The sequence below is a fragment of the Micromonospora sp. WMMD714 genome (genome assembly GCF_029581315.1).
Taxonomy (GTDB): domain Bacteria; phylum Actinomycetota; class Actinomycetes; order Mycobacteriales; family Micromonosporaceae; genus Micromonospora; species Micromonospora rifamycinica.
On the sequence record NZ_CP120744.1, the window covers coordinates 3,578,050 to 3,600,980 of the forward strand.

General features: G+C 76.0%; 19 protein-coding genes. 7 read left to right on the top strand and 12 right to left on the bottom strand.

Annotated elements, in window-relative coordinates:
• Nucleotides 1-6: 6 nt before the first annotated feature.
• On the bottom strand, nucleotides 7-300 hold the full coding sequence (locus O7625_RS15935; protein WP_282339557.1) for a hypothetical protein: 294 nt from the start codon (nucleotides 298-300) through the stop codon (nucleotides 7-9).
• A 147-nt stretch (nucleotides 301-447) separates the two neighbouring features.
• Between O7625_RS15935 and O7625_RS15940 the strand changes: the two genes are divergently transcribed.
• The 4 genes from O7625_RS15940 to O7625_RS15955 are packed head-to-tail and all read left to right on the top strand — an operon-like array spanning nucleotide 448 to nucleotide 8,092.
• Nucleotides 448-3,627, top strand: coding sequence for an FtsX-like permease family protein (locus O7625_RS15940; protein ID WP_282339559.1), 3,180 nt, complete (start codon nucleotides 448-450; stop codon nucleotides 3,625-3,627).
• A 43-nt stretch (nucleotides 3,628-3,670) separates the two neighbouring features.
• Entirely contained in the window at nucleotides 3,671-6,355 is a 2,685-nt protein-coding gene (locus tag O7625_RS15945; RefSeq protein ID WP_282339561.1) for a hypothetical protein, read from the top strand.
• Between the two features lies 1 nt (nucleotide 6,356).
• A complete protein-coding gene (locus O7625_RS15950) occupies nucleotides 6,357-7,355 on the top strand; it encodes an ABC transporter ATP-binding protein (protein ID WP_282339563.1) in 999 nt (332 codons plus the stop codon).
• Nucleotides 7,352-8,092, top strand: a complete 741-nt coding sequence (locus O7625_RS15955) for an ABC transporter ATP-binding protein (protein WP_282339564.1) — start codon at nucleotides 7,352-7,354, stop codon at nucleotides 8,090-8,092. Before O7625_RS15950 ends, O7625_RS15955 begins: the two co-directional genes overlap by 4 nt.
• Nucleotides 8,093-8,193: 101 nt before the next feature.
• Here the strand turns inward: O7625_RS15955 and O7625_RS15960 are convergent, their stop codons facing one another.
• Nucleotides 8,194-8,646: a GNAT family N-acetyltransferase gene (locus tag O7625_RS15960; RefSeq protein WP_282339565.1), complete on the bottom strand. Its 453-nt coding sequence runs from the start codon at nucleotides 8,644-8,646 to the stop codon at nucleotides 8,194-8,196.
• Nucleotides 8,647-8,720: 74 nt separating this feature from the next.
• Between O7625_RS15960 and O7625_RS15965 the strand changes: the two genes are divergently transcribed.
• Nucleotides 8,721-9,218, top strand: coding sequence for a potassium channel family protein (locus O7625_RS15965; RefSeq protein WP_067307463.1), 498 nt, complete (start codon nucleotides 8,721-8,723; stop codon nucleotides 9,216-9,218).
• A 98-nt stretch (nucleotides 9,219-9,316) separates the two neighbouring features.
• Here the strand turns inward: O7625_RS15965 and O7625_RS15970 are convergent, their stop codons facing one another.
• Nucleotides 9,317-10,897: an alpha/beta hydrolase gene (locus tag O7625_RS15970; protein ID WP_067307466.1), complete on the bottom strand. Its 1,581-nt coding sequence runs from the start codon at nucleotides 10,895-10,897 to the stop codon at nucleotides 9,317-9,319.
• Nucleotides 10,898-10,929: 32 nt separating this feature from the next.
• Nucleotides 10,930-12,045 carry an ATP-dependent DNA ligase gene (locus O7625_RS15975; protein WP_282339568.1) on the bottom strand — a complete coding sequence of 372 codons (1,116 nt, stop codon included), beginning with the start codon at nucleotides 12,043-12,045 and terminating at the stop codon, nucleotides 10,930-10,932.
• Nucleotides 12,046-12,273: 228 nt separating this feature from the next.
• On the opposite strand from O7625_RS15975, the gene O7625_RS15980 reads away from it, so the two are divergent.
• Together O7625_RS15980 and O7625_RS15985 are read left to right on the top strand one after the other, a co-directional pair.
• Nucleotides 12,274-12,696 carry an SRPBCC family protein gene (locus O7625_RS15980; RefSeq protein WP_282339570.1) on the top strand — a complete coding sequence of 141 codons (423 nt, stop codon included), beginning with the start codon at nucleotides 12,274-12,276 and terminating at the stop codon, nucleotides 12,694-12,696.
• Nucleotides 12,697-12,812: 116 nt separating this feature from the next.
• Nucleotides 12,813-13,310 carry a DUF1990 domain-containing protein gene (locus O7625_RS15985; RefSeq protein ID WP_282339572.1) on the top strand — a complete coding sequence of 166 codons (498 nt, stop codon included), beginning with the start codon at nucleotides 12,813-12,815 and terminating at the stop codon, nucleotides 13,308-13,310.
• Between the two features lie 112 nt (nucleotides 13,311-13,422).
• On the opposite strand, the gene O7625_RS15990 is transcribed toward O7625_RS15985, so the two are convergent.
• The 8 genes from O7625_RS15990 to O7625_RS16025 all read right to left on the bottom strand — a co-directional run bounded on the left by O7625_RS15990 (nucleotide 13,423) and on the right by O7625_RS16025 (nucleotide 22,921).
• Nucleotides 13,423-14,343, bottom strand: coding sequence for a DNA-3-methyladenine glycosylase 2 family protein (locus O7625_RS15990; protein WP_282339574.1), 921 nt, complete (start codon nucleotides 14,341-14,343; stop codon nucleotides 13,423-13,425).
• 501 nt (nucleotides 14,344-14,844) lie between these two features.
• Nucleotides 14,845-15,513, bottom strand: a complete 669-nt coding sequence (locus tag O7625_RS15995; RefSeq protein ID WP_067307488.1) for a hypothetical protein — start codon at nucleotides 15,511-15,513, stop codon at nucleotides 14,845-14,847.
• A 209-nt stretch (nucleotides 15,514-15,722) separates the two neighbouring features.
• The gene (locus O7625_RS16000; RefSeq protein ID WP_282339575.1) at nucleotides 15,723-16,505 is read right to left on the bottom strand and encodes a zf-HC2 domain-containing protein; all 783 of its coding nucleotides are present in this window, start codon (nucleotides 16,503-16,505) and stop codon (nucleotides 15,723-15,725) included.
• Nucleotides 16,502-17,206 (bottom strand): sigma-70 family RNA polymerase sigma factor, encoded by a 705-nt coding sequence (locus O7625_RS16005; protein ID WP_067307495.1) that lies wholly within the window; start codon nucleotides 17,204-17,206, stop codon nucleotides 16,502-16,504. The genes O7625_RS16000 and O7625_RS16005 overlap by 4 nt, the downstream gene beginning before the upstream one ends.
• 82 nt (nucleotides 17,207-17,288) lie before the next feature.
• On the bottom strand, nucleotides 17,289-18,146 hold the full coding sequence (locus O7625_RS16010) for a fused MFS/spermidine synthase (protein WP_282339576.1): 858 nt from the start codon (nucleotides 18,144-18,146) through the stop codon (nucleotides 17,289-17,291).
• A gap of 52 nt (nucleotides 18,147-18,198) precedes the next feature.
• Nucleotides 18,199-19,167: a hypothetical protein gene (locus O7625_RS16015; protein WP_282339578.1), complete on the bottom strand. Its 969-nt coding sequence runs from the start codon at nucleotides 19,165-19,167 to the stop codon at nucleotides 18,199-18,201.
• A gap of 131 nt (nucleotides 19,168-19,298) precedes the next feature.
• Nucleotides 19,299-21,773, bottom strand: a complete 2,475-nt coding sequence (locus O7625_RS16020; RefSeq protein WP_282339580.1) for an SMC family ATPase — start codon at nucleotides 21,771-21,773, stop codon at nucleotides 19,299-19,301.
• On the bottom strand, nucleotides 21,773-22,921 hold the full coding sequence (locus O7625_RS16025) for an exonuclease SbcCD subunit D (RefSeq protein WP_282339582.1): 1,149 nt from the start codon (nucleotides 22,919-22,921) through the stop codon (nucleotides 21,773-21,775). Before O7625_RS16025 ends, O7625_RS16020 begins: the two co-directional genes overlap by 1 nt.
• Nucleotides 22,922-22,931 lie beyond the last annotated feature (10 nt).

Below are 22,931 nucleotides of genomic sequence, written 5' to 3' on the forward strand. Positions count from 1 at the left end.
GCCCGGTCAGCGGTCGGCGGCGATGGCCTCGACCGCCTCCTTGGCGGTACGCAGATCCGTGCCGGTCGCCTCCCGGTACGCCTTGATCGCCTTGATCTTGTCGCCCCGGGCCAGGTGTTCCCGCACCCCGGGCAGCGCCGGCCCCCGGTCCACGATGCCGAGATGATCCATGATCAGCCGCTGCCGCCGCTCGATCTCCGTCAGCCGGAACGACACGCCGCCGCGGTCGTCCCGGCGGGGGAGCTGCGCCAGCAGGGCCAACACGAGGGCGACGGTCGACAGGACGAGCGCGGTTTCCATGCCGCCGATCCCACCAGATCACCACCGGCCGGCCAACCAGGGGGCGTCAGAGTAACGATCACGTAACGGGTGCCAACCTTTCCCGTCGGGTCGGCGCTCTTGCTCTCCGTCGGCTCGACCCGGGGCCGATCACGGGGAGGCGACACGATGAAGCTGGTGTGGAGGCGGGCCCGCGAGGCCCGCGGCCTGCTGCTCGCGGCGGTGGCCGCCGCGCTGGTCGCGGTCGCCCTGGTCACCGGGCTGGCCGACTACAACCGGCGGGCCGTCGATGCCGGCCAGCGGGCGCTGGTCACCGCCGCCCCCGTCGAGGAACGCAGCCTGCTGGTCAGCGGCTCCGGCGGGCGCGACACGGCCGAGTACGCCGACCGGGACCGGGCCGTCCGGGACGGGTTCCGCACCGCCCTCGCGGGCACTCCGATCCGGGTGGTCGCCGCTCGCTACGGCACCGGCCGGGAACTCACCGGCGACCTCGGCCCGGTCGTCCGCACCGGAACCGACCCGGTCTTCGCCACCCTGGCCACCCTGGACGACCTGCCCCGGCACGCCGACCTCGTCGACGGCGGCTGGCCGACCCCCGGGGCCGGCCCGCTCCAGGCCACCCTGCCGGAGAAGGTCGCCGGTGCGCTGGGCCTGAAGGCCGGCGACCGGGTGCCGATGCGCGACCGCAGCGCCGACCGGCGTACCGAGGTGCTGATCTCCGGCACCTGGCGGCCCCGCGACCCGGCCGACCCGTACTGGCGGCTCGCCCCCGGGCTCGGCACCACCGCGGAGGCCGACGCCGCGCACGGGCCGTTCGTGCTCGACCCGGCCGACTTCGCGGCCACCTTCCCCGGCTCGGTCTCCGCCGCCTGGGTGGTCGCCCCCGACCTGGCCGCCGTCGGGGCGGACCGGCTGCCCGCGCTGCGCCGGGCGATCACCACCGCCGCGACCGAGGTCCCCGAGGCGGCCGGGCTGGGCTCCTCCGCGCAGGCGGCGACCGCGCTGGACCGGCTGATCGACCGGATCGGCCGGGCCGACCTGGCCGGCCGCTCGGCACTGGCCACCCCGCTGCTGCTGATCGTGGTCCTCGGCGGATACGCGCTGGTGCTGATCGCCGCCCTGCTGCACGAGGACCGCCGCGCCCAGACCGCCCTGCTGCGGGCGAGAGGCGCGGCCCGCCGCCAACTCGCCGGCCTGGCCGCCCGGGAGGCGACCCTGGTGGTCGTCCCGGCCGCCCTGCTCGGGCCGCTGCTCGCCGGTGGGGCGCTGCACCGGCTCGCCGCCGACGGTCCGGTCGACCTGGCCGGCGCCGGCAGTGGCGGGGTCTGGGCGGTGGCCCTGGCCACCGCCGTCGGCTGCCTGGTCGCCATGATCGCGCCCACCCTGCGGGGCGCGGACAGCTACGTGGGCGACCTGGCGGCCCGGTCCCGGCCCGACCGGACCGGCACGATCAGCCGGGCCGGCCTCGACCTGGCCCTGGTCGCCTTCGCCGTGCTGGCCTGGGTGCAGCTGCGGAGTTACTCCTCCCCGCTGGCCGGTGCCGGCAACGACCTCGGCGTCGACCCGCTGCTGGTGGCCGCCCCGACGCTCGGGGTGCTGGCCGGAGCCGTGCTGGCGCTGCGGCTGCTCCCGCCGGCCACCCGGTTCGCCGAGCGGTTCGTCGACCGGCGACCGTGGACCGCGACCATCTTCGGGATGTGGCAGGCCGGTCGGCGTCCGCACGCCGGACCGGTGCTGCTGCTCGCCCTCGCCGTCGGCGGCAGCACCCTGGCCTGGTCCCTCGTCGCCACCGGGGAACGGTCCCAGACGGACCAGGCCGACCACACCGTCGGCGCGGACCTGCGGCTGGTCGAGCGCACCGGGGTCGCCCCCGTCGACCGGGCCGCCGCGCTCGCCGCGCTGCCCGGGGTCGACCGGGCGCTGCCGGTCTGGCGGGACGACGTCCGGGTCGGCCGGGACGACCGGCAGGCCACCGTGCTGGGCCTGGACACCGCGCACGCCGCCGACGTGGTGACGTTCAGCGACCGGCTCGCCGACCGGCCCGCCCGGGAGCTGTTCCCCCCGCTGGCCGCCGCCCGGGGACCGGCCGCCGGGGTGCCGCTGCCGGCCGCTGCCGGCCGCCTCGCCGGTACCGTCCGCACCCCCGTCGCGCAGCCGGTCCGCCCGCACCGGATCGCGGTGGCGGTGCTGCTCACCCGCGACGACGGGCTGGCCTACCGGCTGCCGGCGGCCAGCGCCGGCAGCGACGGGCGGGCCGTCGCGTTCACCGTCGACCTGCCGGCCGGCGGCGGGCTGCGCCTGGTCGGCTTCGAGGCCGACGGCGGGGACGCCGCCGGCAGCGGATACACGCTCCAGGTACGCGACCTGCGCGCCGTCGGCCCGGACGCGCGGTCGACCCCCGTCGCGCTGACCGGCCGGTGGCGGGTGGCCGCCGCCGAGCCCGCCGAGCAGAGCACCGTCACGGTCACCGGTGCCGGGCTGACCGCCGACCACCAGGTCGGGCTCGTCGCGGGCGGCCGGTACGCGTTCCAGCCGTCGTCCCGCTTCGCGGTGGTGCCGGACGGCCCGAACACCGCCGTGCCGGCGCTGATGACCCCGGCCGTGCGGGCCGCGCTCAACGTGCGCCCCGGGGAGACCGTGGTGCTGGCGCTGTCCGGGGTGTCGCTGCCGGTCCGGCTGGTCGGCGAGGTGACCGCGCTGCCCGCCACCGCCGGGGACGGGGTGCTGCTCGACCTGCCCGCCGCGACCGACTGGCTGATCCGCGACTCCGGCACCGTCCGGGCGGTGCCCGAGTGGTGGCTGCGGGTCGACCCCGCCGGCCGGGCCGAGGCGACCCGGGCCGCCGCGGCGCTGCCCGCGGTGACCCTGCTCGACCGCCGGCAGGCCGCCGTGGTGGCCGCCGCCGACCCGTACTGGCAGGGCGCCCGGACAGGGCTGCTCGCCGCCGCCCTCGGCTCGGTGCTGCTCGCCCTGGTCGGCCTGGTGGTGGACGTCTGGGCCACCGCCCGGCACCGGGTCGGCGAGTTCGCGGTGCTGCACACCCTCGGCGCGTCACCCGGGCTGCTGGCGCGGGCGCTGCTCGCCGAGCAGACCTTCCTGGCCGGGATCGGCGTCGGGGTCGGCCTGCTGCTCGGCGCGGCCGTCGGGGCCACCATGGCGCCGCTGGTGGTGCTCACCCCGGCCGCCGGGCGGCCGGTGCCCGAGCCGGTGTTCGCCCTGGCCTGGACCCCGATCGGGGTGACCGTGGCCGGGCTGCTGCTGGCCGCGCTGGCGGGCAGCGCGGTGATGGCCGCCGGCCTGCGGCAGCGGGTCGCCGTCGCCCGGCTGCGCGGCGGGGACGACCGGTGAGGACACCGACGACCGGGCCGCCGCGCCCGGGGGAGGACCAGCGATGAGCATCGGCGCCGTGATCCGCCGGGTACGCGCCCACCGGGGGCAGTTCCTGCTGCTGGCCGTGTTGACAGTGGTGATCGTCCTGCTGCTCGGCGGGGTGCCCAGGGTGGTCAACCGGCTGGCCGAGCAGGGGCTGCGGGAGCACCTCGCCGCCGAGCCCGCCGGCCGCCGCGACCTCACGTACACCGTTCCGCCCTTCGGTGGTGGTCCACCGGCGAGCAGCCAGGCGGGCCAGCTCGACGTGCTCCAGCAGCAGATGCCGGCCGACGTCCGGGCCGCCGTGGCGCACCGCTGGTACACCGCGCAGACCACCGCCGAGCAGGTCACCGGCCCCGACCTGACCCGGGGCGACCACCTGGTGGAGCTGGGCCTGCGCGCCATGCCCGGGATCGAGGCGACGGCCACCCTGGTCGACGGGCACTGGCCGGACGGGTCGGCCGCCGGGGACGCCCCGGTGCAGGTCGTCCTGCCCGCCGACCTCGCCGCCCGGTTCCAGCTGCGGGTCGGCAGCCGACTCCTGCTCGCCGCCCCCGACCCCGGGAAGCCGGCCGTCCCGCTGACCGTGGTGGGGCTGTTCCGGCCCGTCGACCCGGCCGACGGTAGCTGGGACGCCCTGCCCGCGGTGCTGCAGGTGATCGAGCCGGAGGGGGACGCCGAGCCGTTCGTCCTGGTCGGGGTGGTCGCCACCGGCGCGCTGGACCGGCTGGCCGCCGAGGGGCGGAAGGTGTCGTTCAGCTGGCGGTACCGGCTCGACGCGGCGGCCATCGACGTCCGGCGGATCGACCGGTTCGTCGACGGTGTGCAGCGGCTCGCCCGGGCCGACGCCTTTCCGCAGGTGACCCAGGGGATCGACGTTCCGCTGCGCGCGTTCGACCGGGCGGTCGACTCGGCGCGGACCGTGCTCGCCGTCATCGCCGCCGGGGTGCTGGCGACCCTGGCCGGGCTGGTGGTGCTGGCCGCCGCGTCGGCCGTACGCCGCCGCCGCACCGAGTTCGTGCTGATCCGCGCCCGGGGCGGCGGGGTCGGCACCGGCCTGCGGCGCAGCCTCGCCGAGTCGCTGCTGGTCGTCCCACCCGCCGCGGGGCTCGGCTGGCTGCTCGGCACCCTGCTGCCCGGTACGCCGGGCGGCACCGGGCCGCTCGCCGTCGGCGCGACCGTCCTGGTCACCCTGGCGTTGCCGGTGGCGACGCTGACCGTACCGTCCGGGGTGGTCGGGCGGCGGGACCTGGGCCGGCTGCGGCCGTCGGCCCGGCGGGCCACCACGGAGGCCGCGCTGGTGCTGCTGGCCGGGCTCGCGGTGGTGCTGCTGCGGCGGCGGGGCCTCACCCCGGGCGAGATCGACCCCCTGCTGGTGTCGGTGCCGGCGCTGGTCGCGGTGGCCGTCTCGGTGCTGGCGCTGCGGCTGTACCCGTGGCCGGTGCGGCTGGCCGGGCGGCTCGCCGCGCGTACCCGGGGAAGTGTGGCCTTCCTGGGCACGGCCCGTGCCGGCCGGGCGGCGGCGGCCACCCCGCTGGTCGTGGTGGTGCTCGCGGTCGCCACCGCCGCGTTCTGCGCCGTGGTCGCCACCGGCATCGAGAGCACCCGGGACGACGTCGCCACCCGGGCCGTGCCGGCGGACGCGCTGATCCGGGGGGACCGGCTCGCCGCCGACACCGGCCCGGCGCTGGAGCGGCTGCCCGGGGTCGCGGCGGTCGCCGGGCTGGCCGACGAGCCGGCGCAGCGGCTGGCAACCGACGCCGACGGCACCGACTCCCGGCTGCGCGACACCAGCGTGCTGCTGGTCGACGGCCCCGGGTTGGACCGCACCGTGCGGGCCGCCGGCCGGGACGTCCCGGTGCCCGGCCCGCTGCGCGACGCCCGACCGGGCGCCGGTCCGCTGCCGGCGGTGGTCTCCCCGGCGGTCGCCGCCGACCTGTCCGCCGCCGGCCTGCGGTCCGCCTTCGTCACCGTGCAGGGCCAGCGGTACGAGTTCACGCCCGCCGGGACCGTCGCCGACTTCCCGCTGGCCCGACCGGACACCGACCGGTACGTGGTGCTGCCCTGGCAGGCGCTGCCCGCACGGAACAGCCGGCCGGTGCCCACCGGCTTCCTGCTGGCCGGCGACCGGCTCGACACCGGGCTGCTGCGTCAGGCCGGGGACGAGGGGCAGCACCGCTACCAGAGCGGTGGCGCGGTGACCGGCCGGGAACGGCCCCGGAGCGTGGCGGTGGAGACCTGGTCGCAGACCCGGCTGCGGCTGGGCGGCGGCGGCGCGAACGGGCTGCTGGCGTTCGGGTTCACCGCCGGTGCGGTGGCCGGCGGGGTGCTGGCGCTGCTCGCCATCGCCTTCACCGTGCTGTCCGGGGCCCGCGCCCGGGGTGCGGTGCTGTCCCGGCTGCGCACCCTGGGCCTGTCCCGCCGGCAGTGGCGCGGACTGCTGCTGGTGGAGCTGACCCCGCTGGTCGGGGTGTCGGTGCTGACCGGCGCGCTGGTCGGGGTGCTGCTGCCGGTGCTGCTCACCCCGCTGCTCGGGCTCGCCGCGTTCACCAGCGGCGCGGCGGTACGGGTGGGCTTCGCGCCCGGTCTGGTCGCCGCCACGGTCGGGCTCGGCGCGGTCGCGCTGGGCTTCGCCCTGGCGGTGGAGACCCTGAACAACCGTCGGATGCGCCTCGGCGAGGTGCTCCGGCTCGGAGAGGAGAGCTGAGATGACCACGACCGCGGAGAATCCCGTCGTGCCCGACCTGGCGGAGCTGCAGCGCCGGGCGGCCGAACGGGCGGCCGAACGGGCCGGTGGGCAGGACCGGCTGCGGGGGCACATCGTCTGCGACGGCCTGGTCCGGATCTTCAAGACCGAAGGGGTCGAGGTGGTCGCCCTCCAGGGGCTCGACCTGGTGATCGACCGGGGTGAACTGGTGGCGATCGTCGGGGCCTCCGGGTCGGGCAAGTCGACCCTGCTCAACATCCTCTCCGGGCTGGACACCCCCACCGCCGGGATCGCCCGGGTGGCCGACTACGACCTGCTGGCGCTCTCCGCCCGCCGTCGGTTGCGCTACCGGCGGCACACCGTCGGGTTCGTCTGGCAGCAGACCGGCCGGAACCTGCTGCCGTACCTGACCGCCCGGGAGAACGTGGAGCTGCCGATGCGGCTGGCCCGGCGCGACGGTGGCAGCAGAGCACGGCGGCAGCGGGCCGGGGAGCTGCTGGAACTCGTCGGGGTGGGGCACTGCGCGGACCGGCGTCCCGGCCAGCTCAGCGGCGGCGAGCAGCAGCGCTGCGCGGTGGCGGTGGCGGTGGCCAACGACCCGGAGGTGCTCTTCGCCGACGAGCCGACCGGTGAGCTGGACGAGGCGACCGGTGCCGAGGTCTTCGCGGCGCTGCGCACCATCAACGCCGAGCTGGGCGTGACCGTGGTGGTGGTCACCCACGACCACGCCGTCGCCGACCAGGTCCGCCGGACCGTGGCGATCCGCGACGGCCGGACCGCCTCGGAGGTACGCCGGACCGCGCGGATCGGCGCCGACGGCAGCACCGAGCTGGTCAGCGAGGAGTACGCGGTGCTGGACCGGACCGGCCGGATGCAGCTACCGGCCTCCTTCGTGGCGGCCCTGTCGCTGCGGGACCGGGTCCGCCTCGACCTCGAACCGGACCACGTGCAGGTCCGCCCCGGCGACCGGACGCCGGAGCAGGAGGGGAGTGACGTATGAGCGAGCAGGTTCCCGCCGTCCGGGCCGACCCGACGGTCGTCCGGGCCGCCGGGGCGGTCACCGACGAGGTGGTACGGGTCGAGGGGGTGAGCCGGACGTTCGGCCGGGGGCGGCACGCGGTGCACGCCGTCCAGGAGGTCTCCTTCACCGCCGACCGGGGTGAGCTGGTGGCGGTGCGGGGTCGTTCGGGCGCCGGCAAGACCACCCTGCTCAACCTGGTCGGCGGCCTGGACCGGCCGGACGCCGGCCGGGTGCGGGTGGCCGGGCAGGACGTGACCGGTGCCGGCGAGGCCGAGCTGTTGCGGCTACGCCGGGGGACGGTCGGCTTCGTGTTCCAGACCTTCGGGCTGGTGCCGATCCTGTCGGCGGCGGAGAACGTCGGGGTGCCGTTGCGGTTGGCCCGGGTCGCGGCGGCGGAGCGCGAACAGCGGGTGGCCGTGCTGCTGGAGCTGGTCGGTCTGGGCGGTCACGCCCGACAGCGCCCGTACGAGCTGTCCGGTGGGCAGCAGCAGCGGGTCGCGGTGGCCCGTGCCCTGGCCAACGAACCCGACCTGCTGATCGCGGACGAGCCGACCGGTCAGCTCGACTCCGAGACCGGCCGGGCGATCATGGACCTGCTCCGCGCGGTGGTACACGCCCGGGGGATGACCGCCCTGGTCGCCACGCACGACCCGGCCCTGATCGAGATGGCCGACCGGACGCTGACCCTGCGCGACGGCCGACTGGTCGACAGCTGACACCAAGCCCGACCGGGCTGTGCCGGCGTCGGCCCGGCCGGGCCGTGCCGGCGTTCGTCTGGGCCGACCGACCGGCGTCGCCGCAGGGCCGGCGCGGGTCGTCAGAGGGTGAGCTTCATGCCCTCGTGGCTGGCCACGAAGCCGAGGCGCCGGTAGAAGCGGTGCGCCCCGGTGCGGGACTTGTCGGTGGTGAGCTGCACCAGCCCGCAGCCCCGCCGACGGGCCTGGTCGACCACCCAGCTCATCATCGTCTCGCCCACCCCCTGACCGCGCAGGTCGGCACGGACCCGGACCGCCTCGACGAGCGCCCGCTCCGCGCCGTGCCGGCCCAGCCCGGGGATGTAGGTGACCTGGAGGCAGCCGACGACCTCACCGGCGCGCTCGGCCACCACCTGCTGGTTGCGCGGGTCGGCGGTGATGTCGGCGAAGGCCCGTTCGTACGCCTCGTCCACCTCCGGGTGCTCGCGTGTCCGGCCGAGCACGTCGTCGGCGAGCAGGGCGAGGATGGTGGGCAGGTCGGCCCGGACCGCCTCGCGGAGGATCACGTCGGTCATGGCCGGCAGCCTGTCACAGCGAGCCCGGTCGATTGACGGGCGGAGGTGGCGGCCGGAGGGCAGCATGATGCGGCATGGAGCCGTTGTTGTTGCCCTTCCGGTGGGTCTACCGGGGCCTGGTGTACTTCGCCAACTCGCCCCGGACGCTGATCACCTCGTACCTGTTGATGATCGTGGTGGCCGGCGTGATCTACGGCCAGGTGGAGCACCGCAGCGCCGCCGACGCCGTCTGGTGGGCCGTGGTCACCGCCTCCACCGTCGGCTACGGCGACATCTCGCCGACCAGCTGGCAGGGACGTACCCTGGCCGCGCTGTTGATCTCCACCATGGTGCTGCTGGTCATCCCGCTGATCACCGCGCACTTCGCCAGCCGCCTCATCGTCGACGACGACGCGTTCGAGCACGTCGAGCAGGAGGAGCTGAAGAACGACGTACGCCGGATGCGGGCGCTGCTGGAGGAGCTGGCCGCCCGGCAGGGCATCGTGCTGCCTGACCTGCCGCCCGCCCCGGCCCCACCGGACCACGCGACCCTCGTCCGGCAACGGCTGCGCGGCCGCCGCAACCGCCGTTGACCGGCCGTCGCGAGCGTCGCCGACCGGGCGCCGCGACCGGTCGGTGCCGGCGGCCCACCGGCCGCGCTGGTCAGCCGGCGGTCCACCGGCCAAGCTGGTCAGCCGGCGGGGCAGCGCAGCCCCTCCCGGGGGACGGTCAGCGAGATCAGGTAGGCGTCCACCGCCGCGGTGATGCAGCTGGTCTGCGGGTACGCGGTGTGCCCCTCGCCTTCCCAGGTGAGCACCCGGCCGACCCCCAGCATGTCGGCCAACCGGGCGGTCTGCTCGTACGGGGTGGCCGGGTCGCCGGTGGTGCCCACCACCACGATCGGCGGCGCACCGACCGCCGGCCCGGTCGGGTAGGGATCCCGCCCGCCCGGCCACTCGACGCAGCCGAACATCCCCACCGCCAGGGCCGGGCCGAACAGCGGGTACTTCTGCCGCCACTGGGACTGCAGGTCGCGGATCTGCGCGACGGAGGGCTTCTCGGTCTCGTCGGCGCAGTTGACCGCCAGATTGGCGTCGAAAAGGTTGGAGTAGTGCCCGTCCTCGCCCCGCCCGGCGTACGCGTCGGCGAGCTTGAACACCTCGGCCGGGTCGCCCTCGTCGAGCCGGTCGATCGCGCGGGCCAGCTCCTGCCAGCCCGACTCGGTGTAGAGCGAGGAGATCACCGCGTAGAAGACCCAGCCCGAGGTCGCCTCGCGCCCGTCGGCCCCGCGTACCGGGGAGACCTTCGCCTTGTCGATCGCCGAGGTCACCGCGCCCCGGGCGTCCGGGGCGATCGGGCAGCGGGCGGCGTTCGCCGCGCACCACCGGTCGAAGTTGTCGAACGCCCGCTCGAAGCCCCGGGCCTGGCTCTCCGACCCGGCCACCAGCTGCTGCCGCGGGTCGACCGCGCCGTCGAGCACCAGCGCCCGGACCCGCTGCGGGTAGAGCTGGGCGTAGGTCGCGCCGAGCAGGGTGCCGTAGGAGTAGCCGAGGTAGGTGAGCTTGTCGTCGCCGACGGCGGCCCGGACGGCGTCCATGTCCCGGGCGGCCTGCTCGGTGCCGTAGAGCGGGAGCTGGTCGCCGTAGCGGTCGCCGCAGCCCCGGCCGATCCGCCGGTTGAGCGCCTGGTAGCCGTCGAACGACTGCTGGCTGCGCGGGTCGGGGTCGTAGCCGAAGCTGGCGTCCAGGTCGGCGTCGGAGATGCACTTCACCGGGCTGGACCGGGACACCCCGCGCGGATCGAAGCCGACGATGTCGAACCGGTCGGTGACCGCGGTGGGCAGCCCGCCGAACGACGGCCCGAACGACAGGTAGACGGCGGTGTCCACGCCGGACCCGCCCGGCCCGCCCGGATTGATCACCAGGGAGCCGATCCGGTCCCGCTGCTTGCTGGAGCGGACCCGCAGCAGCGCGATCTCGAAGGTCTCGCCGCTGCCCGGCCCGGCGGTCGCCCCCGTCCCGGTGCCCCAGTTGCGGGGCACGGCGATCCGGGCGCACTCGTACCGCATGCCTGGAGCACCCCGGCCGACCAGGTCGTCGGCGACCTCGGGGCAGGCCCGCCAGGCGGGGGTGTCGCCGGGGGCCGAGGCCGCGGAGTCCTCGGCGCGCGGGGCGAACGCCGGCAGCGTGCACCCGGTGGCGAGCAGCGCGCCCGCGAGGAGCCCGGCCAGGGTGAGCCGGATCCGACGGATCCGGTGGGCAGTGCGGGTCACCAGCGAGCCTCCATGATCGTGTGACAGCCAGGCTACGCCGGGCTGCCGCCCTGCGGCGGCACGGTCGCCGCCGGGTCGCCCCGGAGCACCTGGTCGACGTCGAACCGCACCGGGCGGTCGAGCTGGTCGTAGCGGCAGGAGCGGGGATCGCGGTCGGGCCGCCAGCGGACGAACCGGGCGGTGTGCCGGAACCGGTCGCCCTCCATCGCGTCGTAGCCGACCTCCGTCACCAGCTCGGGCCGCAGCGGCACCCAGTCGAGGTTCTTGGTGCCCGTCCAGCGGCTGACCCCGCCGGGGATGCGCTGGCCGCGTTCGTGGTCGCCGTGCACCCACGGATGGGCGTCGACCCCCTCCCGATAGGGGGCCAGCTCGTCGAGCAGCTCCTGTCGGCGGGCCATGGTGAACGACGCGCTCACCCCGACGTGGTGCAGCACCCCGTCGTCGTCGTAGAGGCCGAGCAGCAGCGAACCGACCACCGGCCCGGACTTGTGCCAGCGGAACCCGGCGACCACCACGTCGGCGGTACGGGCGTGCTTGACCTTGGCCATCAGTCGCTTGCCCGGCTGGTAGGGCAGGTCGGCCGGCTTGACGATCAACCCGTCCAGCCCGGCCCCCTCGAACACCTCGAACCAGCGCCGGGCCGTCTCGGCGTCGGTGGTGACCTGGGTGACGTGCACCGGCGGCCGGACCCCGGCCAACGCCCGCACCAGGCGTTCCCGGCGGGTCGGGTAGGGCTGGTCGACCAGCGACTCGTCGTCGAGGGCGAGCAGGTCGAAGGCGACGAAGTCGGCCGGGGTGGTCTCGGCGAGCAGCGCGACCCGGGAGGCGGCCGGGTGGATCCGCTGGGCGAGCTGCTCGAAGTCGAGCCGGGGCTGACCGCCCGGCCCGTCGCGCCGGATCACGATCAACTCGCCGTCGACCGCGCACCGCTCGGGTAGCTGCGCCCGGACCTGCGCCACCACCTCGGGGAAGTAGCGGGTCATCGACTTGCCGCCCCGGCTGGCCAGCTCGACCTCGTCGCCGTCGCGGAACACGATGCAGCGGAAACCGTCCCACTTGGGCTCGTACGTCAGACCGGGGTCGGTGGGCAGGCGGGCCACGCTCCTGGCCAGCATCGGCTCGACCGGGGGGTTGATCGGCAGGTCCACGTCGACCAGTCAACCAGACGCCACCGACAGTGGTGAGCCGGATCACCGTGGGTGCCCGGCCGGCGTGTCCCGTCCGTACCCGCTCGTCCTCCGGCTGCGGGCGGCTCGGGGCCGGATGCGTCGGCGTCGGGACGACGACCCGAGGGTGGACCGGTCACGATCGTTGCGGCAGCCTCGTCATGACCCGGGCGGTGCGGCGGGCGCCGCCGGTGGAGCCACGGAGGCGGCATGCGGTTCGAGACCACGACCGAGATCGACGCGGACATCGACACGGTCTGGGCGGTGCAGACCGACGTCGAGCGCTGGCCGGAGTGGAACGCCTCGGTGCGGACCGCCCGCCGGGGCGAGGCCGGCCCGCTGGCGCTCGGCGCGACCGCCCGGCTGGAGCAGCCCCGGCTCCGTCCGACGTACTGGCGGGTCACCGCGTTCGACCCGCCCCGCTGTTTCGTCTGGGAGTCCACCTCGCCCGGGGTACGCAGCCGGGGCGAACACCGGATCGTGCCGTTGCCCGACGGCCGGGTCCGGGTGGAGCTGGCCCTGGTGCTCACCGGTCCGCTGGCCGGGCTGACCGGCTGGCTCGGCGGCCGGCTGGTGCGCCGCTACCTGCGGCTGGAGGCCGACGGGCTCCGGCGGCGCTGCGAGGCCGGCTGAGTCGCCGTCGGGCCGGGTCGCCACCCGGCCGGGTCGACGCCCGGGCATCGGCGGCCGGCCGGGTCGCCGGTCGGCATCGGCGGCCCTAGGCTGGGGACGACCCCCAGGGAGGTGGGATGTCCGAGCTGACGTACCCCGAGGTGGGCGCGACCCGACGAGGGCCGCTGCCGGCGGGCTACCACCACCTGCGGCACACCGCCCCGATGCCGCCCGGCAGCTTCATGGTCGCCGCCGAGGCCGTGTTGAGCTGGCGGCTGCACCGGGCGGCCGGGGTGCGGATGCGTACCGACGCGCTGCGGGCCGCGCCCGGCGTACGGGTCACCCCCGGGCTCGGGGTGGGGCCGCTGCGGGTGTGGGGGCCGTGCGAGGTGGTCTGGACGGTCGAGGGCGACCGGGAGGCCGGCTTCGGCTACGGCACCCTGCCCGGCCATCCGGAACGCGGCGAGGAGGCGTTCCTGGTCCGCTGCGACGTCGAGGGCGGGGTCAGCTTCGAGGTCACCGCGTTCAGCCGCCCGGACCGGTGGTACCTGGCCGCCGCCGGTCCGGCCGGTCGCGCCGTCCAGCACGGGTACGCCCACCGGCTGGCCCGCACCCTGCGCCGGCTCTGCCGGTGACCCGTCGCCGGCCCCGCCGGTAGCCACCCGGCCCGGCTCCGCCGGTGGCCGCTCCGACCGGACCCACCGGCTGCCGGCCCGATCCGGCCGGGAGCGGTGGGGAAGACCGGGGTCAGAAGCGGGCGAAGGAGCGGACCGGCATCCGGGGACCGAACCGGGGTGCCTGGATGCCGGCGGCGGCCAGCAGCAGGCAGACCCGGCCCCGGTGCCCCCGGAACGGGGCGAGCAGGGCGAGCATCCGGGCGTCGTCGCCCCGGGCCTCCCCGGCGAGCGCCCAGGCCACCGTGTTCGGCACGTGGTAGTCGCCGACGCTGACCGCGTCCGGGTCGCCGTACCCGATCCGGACCACCTCGGCGGCGGTCCACGGGCCGATGCCGGGGATCGCGGTCAGCCGCCGGGTCGCCTCGGCGCTGTCGGCGCAGCGTTCCAGCCGGTCGGCCAGGGCGGCGGCCCGGCGTAGCGTGTCGGCCCGGCGCTGCTCGACCCCGAACCGGTGGAACACCCAGTACGGTGTCGCCGCCACGCTGGCCGCGTCGGGCGGCAGCAGCAGCGGCCCGAACGGTCCGGGGGCGGGTTCGGCGAAGTGTCGTACGGTCGCGGCGTACGCCCGGTAGGCCTCCTGGCCGGTGACCTTCTGTTCGAAGACCGCCCGGAGCACCCGGGGGAAGAGCTGACCGGTGGCGGGCATCCGCAGTCCCCGGTGCCGGGCGGCCAGCTCGGCCACCACCGGATGCGCGGCGGCCAGCTCGGCGAACCCGGTCAGGTCGTCGCGCAGACCGGCGATCGCGTCGGCCCGTTCGACCACCCAGTCGGCGCCCGGCCCGTGGCCCTCGGCGATCAGCTCCCCGCCCTCGGGGCGCAGGGTCAGGGTGGCCGCCCCGGCGGGGGTGCGGGTGGCCCACCAGAAGGTGCCGGCGGCGATCCGCGCACACGGGTCGTACGGGCTGAAGGTGAGCGCCCGGACGGAGGCGGTGAGCCGGTAGTCGGCCGGCGGTCGCAGCACCCGGCGTGCCGCCGGCTCGTCCCAGGTCACCCCGACACTGTGCCATGCTCCGGGCCGGCACCGGCCCTGCCCCGGCCGGTGTCCCGTGCCCGCCGGGGCAGGGCCGGTGCCCGCCAGGCGTGCCGACCGGGGCGCGGCGCGGGCAGGGCCGGTGCCCGCCTGGCGTGCCGACCGGGGCGTGCCGGGCGGTGCCTGCTGACCGGGGCGGAAACGGACGACACCGCCGACGCCCTGCACGTCGGCGGTGTCTCCGTCCCGGGGCGGACCGGTCGCCCGAGCGACCGTTGGGTGCGGGGTTGGGGGGACCTTCGGTGCCGCGCCCGCTGGCGTGTGGCGCGGCACCGCCCACGTCCGCTCCGGGGGCTGGTGGGGGAGGTTCCGGCAGGTGGTGCCGCGACGCCGGCCGGTGGGCCGGCGTCGCGGCCGGACCGTACGGACGCTGCCGGTACGTCGACGGTCCCGTTTCGTGACGGTGGCCGGTCACGCCCTCCCCGGCTGCGACCGGCCACCGTGTCTCGGCTGACTACCGGATCAGTAGGTGTAGTCCCCGCCGCCACTCGAGTCACCGGCCGCCGGCGGGGCGACCGCCTTCGGGGTGCCGGTCGGCAGGCAGGTCAGGTTCTTCTTGCCGTTCGGGTCGACCACGAACCAGGTGCCACCGACGCCCTGGCCCTTCCACTGCCCGGCCTTCTTGTCGCCGATGTAGCGGTAGACCGGCCAGCCACCGATGGTGATCTGACGGGTGCCGTCCTGGCGGGTGACGGTGCCGACCTTGTCGTCGGAGACGCCCTGGAGCTGCGGGTTGCCGTCGGTCAGCGCGGGCGGCCAGACCTGGGCGCACTTGTCGACGCAGTTCGACGACGGCGGATCGTCGGAGTCCTTGTCGAAGCGGTAGAGGATGAAGCCCTCCTGGTCCACCACGACCTTGCCCATCCGGGCGATCTTCTTCCCGACGAGCTGGTCGGTCAACTGGACGTTGGCCGGCGGCGGCGCCTGGTCGGCGGCGGGGGCACCCGAGGCGCCGGGTGCGCCGGGCGAGGCCGAGGTGTCCGGCTCGACCGACGCGGTGGGCTCGGCCGCGGCGACGGCGACCGGCTCGGCGACGCTGGAGTTCGCTCCGTCGTAACCTGCGGGAGCGCAGGCCGTAAGTGCGACCACCGCGCTCGCGACGATGACGGTCGTCCGCTTGATCTTTGCCACGTGCCCTCCTCATTCTTGGCGGTTCACCGAGTAGTACGGAGCGTCCACTGTCAAGGTTGAACTATCGACAGTGGGCCATTTCACATTTGACTCGTTGAACCGTTCCGGCGGGTCGTACGTATGCGCCAGCAGCGGCCGTCCCCGGTCCGGAGACGCGAAAACGGCGTCCCACCCGGACCGGATGGGACGCCGTTTCGGCGGTCGTCGACTCAGGGGACGACGGTGACCAGTGGGCTCGCCACGCCGTTGGCGTCCACCGACTGCACCTGCAACTTCGCGATCTCCCCCCGGGGCGCCGAGGTGGACGCCTCCAGCTGGAGATTCTGCGGGTTGGCGGTGGTGCCGTAACCCGTCCCCGGCACCGCCCAGGTCGAGATCACCTCGGTGGTGTCGTTCTTGCGGATCACCACCAGCCGACAGGTACGCGGACCGGGCAGCCGGGTCAGGTTGAACCCGATCCAGGTGCCGTACTCCTTGCTGTCCAGCCACATGGTGGCCTTCACCCCGGTGCTGCCGTCGGTGGCGTCGAACTGGTCGCCCTCGATCTCGGTGCCACCCACCGCCGGCCCCGTCCGGGTCGGCTGCGGGCTCGCCGGCCCGTCCACCGGCGCGGAACGGCTCGGCTCGGCGATCACCGCGTTGTCACCGCCGCCCGTACCGCCGAAGGTGGCCACCCCGACACCGCTGAGCGCGCCGACCGCCACCACCGCGGCGGCCATCGACAGCACCTGCCGGAACCGCGCCCTGCGCCGGTGGGTGCGGACCGCCACCAGGGTACGGTCCAGCAGCCGCGGATCCGTCGCGGTCTGCTCCATCGCCATCATCGTCTCGCCGTCGATGTCGGAGAGCAGCCCCACCACCGGGACCATCGTCTCCAACTCGGCGGCACAGGCCCAGCAGGTCGCGAGGTGTTCCTCGAACCGTTCGGTGTCCTGCACGTCCAGGACGCCGAGCGCGTACGCGGCGACGTCCATGTGATCGGCCCGGCTCATTCCGTCACCCCCCTCTCCTGTAGGGCCGTGCGCAGTGCGCGCAGCGCGTAGTAGACCCGCGACTTGGCGGTGCCCAGCGGCAGGCCCAGCTCCTCGGCCGCCTCCGGCACCGTCCGACCGCGGAAGTACGTCGCCACCAGGATCTCCCGGTGCGACTGGCTCAACGTGCGCAGGGCGTCCGCCACCGTCATGGTGCGCAGCACCCGGTCGGTGCTGTCCGCCTCGGCGAACGCCGTCAGATCCCGGTCGTACGTCTCCGGTGGGCGGGCCTGCTCGCTGCGGTGCTCGTCGATCGCGATCCGCCGGGCCACCGTGACCAGCCAGGGCCGCAGCGAACCCTGACCCTGCACCCCCAGCCGGTGCGCGTTGCGCCAGGCCCGCAGCAGCGTCTCCTGGACGATGTCCTCGGCGCGTTGCCGGTCACCACCGGTCAACCGCATCACGAACATCAGCAACGGGCCGGCGTGCTCGGCGTAGAGCAACCGGACCAGCTGGTCGGAGTGGCTCGCCTCCGGCGTGGTGGCCGGGGCCTGGTGCCGTCCGGGCGCCGGTCGCGGAGTCACCGGGCCATTCTGGCGATCGGTGGGGCCGGCGTCGACCCCCCGGCTGGACCTCGACGCACGCGACTGCGGCTGCGCCCGGGCGAACATCCACCCTGGCCTGACCAGTTCTCCGTGCAAGCCGGCCGCGACCGCACTCATCCAGACCTCCTGCTGTCCACCGACATCAGCGGGCCCACGGGGAGGGCGCCGTCCGTTGATACGGACCGCTCTTGCCGGCGGATCAACGGCGGACCGAAAAAATTCCGGGCGGGGGCGGCGTCGAGCCGGTGGCGTCCGCGTCGGTGACCACCGCCGCGCCGCCCACGAACCGGTCCAGCTCGTCGCCGGCCAGCACCCGGCCCGGGAACCAGTCCCCGGCCGCCCGCCGGGTCAGCTCCGGCACCGGTGGTTCGACCCGCCCCGCCATCAGCACCAGGTTGCCGTGCCGCCGCCCGCGCAGCACGGCCGCGTCACCGACCAGCGCGGCCCGGGGGAGCACCGAACGGACGGTCGCCACCTGGGCGCGGCTGTGCCGCAACGGCGGCCCGTCGGCCAGGTTGGCCAGGTACCAGCCGGTGGGGGCGAGCACCCGGGCCACCTGCCCGGCGTACTCCGCGCTGGTCAGGTGCGCGGGGGTACGCGCACCGGCGAAGACGTCGGCGACCACCACGTCGTACCCGGCGTCCCGGCTCGACTCCAGGGTGGCGCGGGCGTCGGCGACCCGCACCCGCAGCCGGGGATCGGCCGGCCAGGGCAGTTCCCGGCGGACCAGCTCCACCAGCGCGCCGTCCACCTCGACGACCCGCTGCGTCGACCCCGGGCGGGTGGCCTGGACGTACCGGGGCAGGGTCAGCGCGCCACCGCCCAGGTGCAGCACCCGCAGGGGGGTGCCGGGCGGGGCGATCAGGTCCAGCGCCGCGCCGAGCCGCCGGACGTACTCGAACTCCAGGTGCGTCGGGTCGGCCAGATCCACGTGCGACTGCGGGGCGTCGTCGAGCAGCAGCGTCCACGACCGGGGCCGGTCCGCGTCCGGCACCAGCTCGGCCCGGCCGGTGTCCACCGGCACCACGATCCGGTCGTCGCCACGACGGCGGCCCATCAGCAGCCTCCCCGGTGACCGTGACCCGACAACGTCGCACGATCATGACGCATCAGCGTGGCCCCCCACCGCTGCGGGTGGCCGTGGTCAACGCCCGGTGCAACAGTCGGGCGTCGCCCAGCAACCCGCGCAGCCGCCGCTCCAACCCGGCGATCGGCACCAGGTTCTGCGGTGCCCGCGGGTCCTTGTACGGCGAGGAGGCGAACCGGGGCAGGGTGACCAGGGACAGGTCGGCCAGCGCGATCGCCTCCTGCGGCGGCAGGTCGGGCGAGCACTCCAGCCGGACGATGCCGGCCCACGGGGAGCCCGCCGCCACCGGCAGCCGCAGGTACCACGACCAGCCGCCCCAGCTGGTGCCCAGCCGGAACACCGGGGACCGCTGCCCGGAGCCCAGAGCGGTGACCACGGCGGTGAGCCGGGCGTCGAGGTACTGGCTGTGCTGGGTCTTGATGTACCCCAGGGTGCGCGGCAACTGCCGGCGGGCCCGCAGCGGACCGTCCACCACCAGCAGGTCCCCGTCGGTGCGGACCGCGTCGGAGACGGCCACCTCCAACGCGGTCAGCGGGGCCTGCACCGCCGCCGGCAGCTTGCTCAGCTCACCGGTGCCGCCGACCCGGTGTACCGGGTAGCGCACCTGCCCGCACCGCACCTCCTGCGCCGACGGGCTGGCGGTGAACAGGCCCCGGCCCACCCGCGCCCCGGCCAGCTCCGCCGCGCCGCGTTCCAGGTCGCAGCGGACCACCCCGGCCGCGTAGGAGGCGGCGATCCCCGGGTACGAGGCACCGTCCTCCTCGGCCGTCCACACGCTGGCGTCGATCCGGCGCACCCCGTCGACGAGCAGCACCACGTCCGGGGCGGCCAGCCCGGGGCGCGGACCGATCGCCCGCCAGTCCGCCGCCGGCAGCTCCACCTCGGCGTCGACCTGGGTGCTGCTCGGCGCCGCCGGCCCACCCGGGGTCGCCTCGAACGACGCCCCGTAGGACGGATCCCAGGCGTCCACGAAGAGCTGTGGCCCGTTCACGTCACCGCCCCGCTCACCGGTCGGTCCGGTCGTTCGCGGCTGCGGGGCTCCGCTGCGCTGCACTCCTCGCGCTCACCGGTCCGACCTTCCGTTCGCGACTGCGGGGCTCCGCTGCGCTGCACTCCTCGCGCTCACCGGCCGGTCCGTTCGATGTGGGCCGTGCGGGCGTCCTTGCGGACCTCGAAGCGCACCGGGATCCGTTCGGCCAGCGCCGGCACGTGGGTGACCACGCCGACCATCCGGTCACCCCGGGCGGCCAGGCTCTCCAGGGTGGCGGCGACGATGTCCAGAGTGGCCGCGTCGAGGGTGCCGAACCCCTCGTCCAGCACGATCGACTCCAGGCTGGCCGCCGTGGTGGACATCCCGGCGAGCTGCTCGGACAGGGCCAGCGCCAGGGCCAGCGACGCCTGGAAGGTCTCCCCGCCGGACAGCGTCCGCACCCCCCGGCGCAGCCCCGCGTCATGATGGTCGACGACGAAGAACTCGCCCTTGTCGTGGACCAGGTCGTACTGTCCCTGGGACAGCTCCCGCAGGATCCGGGAGGCTCCGTCGACCAGCAGGTCCAGCGCCTCGGCCAGCAGCCACCGCTCGAAGTTGTTGGCCCGCAGGTGCCCGGCCAGCGCCCGCGCGGTACGCGCCTGCCGCTCGTGTTCGGCGTGCTGTTCCCGGAGCTGGTGCGCCTGCGCACGGCGTTCGGTGATCCGCCGCAGGTCGGCCTCGGCCCGCTCGGCGGCCACCGCGACCGCCTGCGCCGGGTCGTCGGCGGGGCGCAGCCCGGCGGCGTCGAGCAGGTCACCGAGGCGTTCCTCGACCGCCCCGGCGGCCGACTGCGCCGCGTGCACCGCGTCGACCAGCCCGTCCCGCTCGGCCTGCCGTCGCCGGGCCTGCGCGCCGGCCCAGTCGACCAGGGTCGTCCAGGCGTCGGCCACGTCGTCCCGGTCGGCGGCCGGCGGAGCGAACCGGGCCAGCCCGTCCCGGGCGCTGTCGAAGTCCCGCCAGGCGGCCCGCAGCCGCTCCTCGGCGGCGTCCGCCGCCCCCCGGGCCCGGCGGGCGGCGTCCCGCCCGGTGCGTACCGCCGCCGCGGCCTCGTCCAACGCCTGCCGCAGCCGGGCGTGCTCGGCGAGCTGTCCGCGCAGCGTCGCCGGGGTGGCCGCGCCGGCGAGCTGGCCGTTCAGCTCGGTCAGCCGGCCGCGCAACTGGTCGTGCTGGGCACGGATCCGCACCAGCGTCCGGTCCCGCTCCCGGGCCGCCGCGTCCCGCTCGTCGACCAGCGCCTGGGCGGCCTTGCTGGCCGCGCGGGCCGCCTTGCCGGCGGCGGTCGCCGCGGCCACCGCCGAGCCGGCCGGCACCGCCGGCACCCGGGACACCGACTGCTCGCAGACCGGGCAGGTCGCGCCGTCGACCAGGTGCGCCCGCAACGCGACCGCCTGGTCGGTGGCCTTGGCCTCCTCGTGCGCCCGGAACGCCGCCTCCAGCTCGGCCTCGGCCCGCACCGCCGCCTCCCGGGCCGCACCGAGCGCCGCCACCGCCCGGTCGTGGTCGGTCTGCGCCGCGTCCAGCGCCGCCCGGACGGTGTCCGCCTCGCCGGTCAACCGCTCCGCGTCGGCGTGCGCCCGCAGCAGCAGCCGCAGCGCGCTCTCGTCACCCGCGCCGGTCAGCTCACCGCGGAGCTTCTCCTCCTGCTCCTCGGCCAGCGCCACCGCGCGGCCCGCCCCGTCGACCGCCTCCCGGGCGGCGCTCACCGCGTGGGCCACCTCGGCCACCCCGGCCGGGGCGCGCACCCCGGCCAGCCCGGCCAGGTCGGCGTCGAGCGCGGCCAGCGCCGCCGTGGCCTCGCGCGCCGCCGCCCGGGCCCGGTCCCGCTCCGGTACGGCCGCCGCGACCGCCCCGGACAGCTCCCGGATCCGGTCGACCCGGGCGGACGCGGCGGCCAGCGTCGCGTCGTCGACGTCGGTCAACCCGTCGAGCACCCGGGCGACCGCGGTCAGCTTCGCCTCGGCCTGCCCGGCCCGCTCGGTGGCCCGCTTCTGCACGTCCTCGTAGACCCCGAGGCCGAGCAGGTTGACCAGGATCTGCTGCCGGGTGGCCGGCTTGGCGTGCAGGAAGTCGGCGAACTGCCCCTGCGGCAGCACCACGCAGGAGGTGAACTGCTCGTACGGCAGCCCGACCGCGTCCAGCACGGCCGACTCCATCTCGGCCGGCGTGCCGGCGAGCACCTCGCCCAGGTCCTCCGGGCTGAGCCCGGTGTCCAGCTTGGTGATGTCGAACCCGGGCGGCATCAGTTGCAGGCCGGCGTTGGCGGTCTTGACCGCGCCCCGGCCGTCCCGGCGGACCACCCGGGTCGCCACGTACCGGTCGCCGGCCGACTCGAAGACCAACCGGACCCGGGCCTCCACCGCCGAGGGGGCGAGCGCGTTGGCCAGCCCCCGGGCCCCGCCCCAGCGGGGCACCGAGCCGTAGAGGACGAAGCAGATCGCGTCCAGCACCGTCGACTTGCCCGAGCCGGTCGGCCCGACCAGGGCGAAGAAGTCGGCGTCGGTGAAGTCGACGGTGGTCTCGTCGCGGAAGACGGTGAAGCCGGCCAGGTCCAGCCGCATCGGTCGCATCAGCGCTCCACCTCCTCCAGCAGCTCGTCGAAGAGGTCGCGGACCCCGTCGTCGTCGTGGCCCCGGCTGCCCAGGTAGTCGGCGAACAGCTCGCGGGGGGACCGGCCGGCCCGCTGGGCGACCCGGGTGCCACTGCCGGGGGCGGGCAGCAGCTCCGGGTCGATCCGGATCTCCAACGCGCGGGGGAACAGCTCCTGGACCTCCTCGCGCAGGCCGGCCCGGGGCTGCTCGCGGACGAACACCCGCAGCCAGCCCTCCGGCGGGGTCGCCTCGGCGAGCTGGGCGAGGGTGCCGCGGACCGTGCGCAGCGGCACCGCCGCCGACACCGGCACCTCCCGGATCCGGGCGGCCGAGGTCGCGCTCACCTCGACCAGGGTCACCGAGCAGACGTTCTCCTGCTCGCCGAAGTCGACCGCGAGCGGGCTGCCGCTGTAACGGACCGGGCACGGACCGATCACCCGCTGCGACCGGTGCAGGTGGCCGAGGGCCACGTAGTGCGCGGTGCCCGGGAAGACCGAGGCCGGCACCGCGTACCCGAGGACGGTGTGCGCGTCCCGCTCGCCGCCGCCGGTGCTCGCGCCGACCACGGTGAGGTGGGCGGTGACCAGGTGCACCCGGTCCGGCTCGGTGAAGCCCTCGGTCAGCTTCGCCAGCACCCGGCCGAGGTGGTCGGCGTACGTCTGGGTGGCCTCGGCGGCGGTCAGCTCGTACATCTCCACCGCGCGGACGGCGTACCGCTGGGAGAGGAAGGGCAGCGCGGCGAGCTGCCAGCGTTCCCCCTCGGCGGTCACGCCGTCGATGACGTGCTCGGCCGGGTTCTCCCGGACCGCGCCGCGTAGGACGATGCCGGCCGCCTCCGCCCAGGGGCGCAGCGCGTCGAGGGCCTGGCCGTTGTCGTGGTTGCCGCCGATCGCCACCACGTCCGCCCCGGTCCGCCGCAACGCGGTCAGCGCCCGGGTGACCAGCCGGGTGGCCTCCGGGCCGGGGGCGGCGGTGTCGTAGAGGTCACCGGCGACGATGACCAGGTCGGGGCGTTCGGCGTGGGCGATCTCGATCACCCCGGCGAGCACCTGTTTGTGCTCCTCGGCCCGGGACTGTCCCTTGAGCACCTTGCCGACGTGCCAGTCGGAGGTGTGCAGGATCTTCATGGCTGCCAGC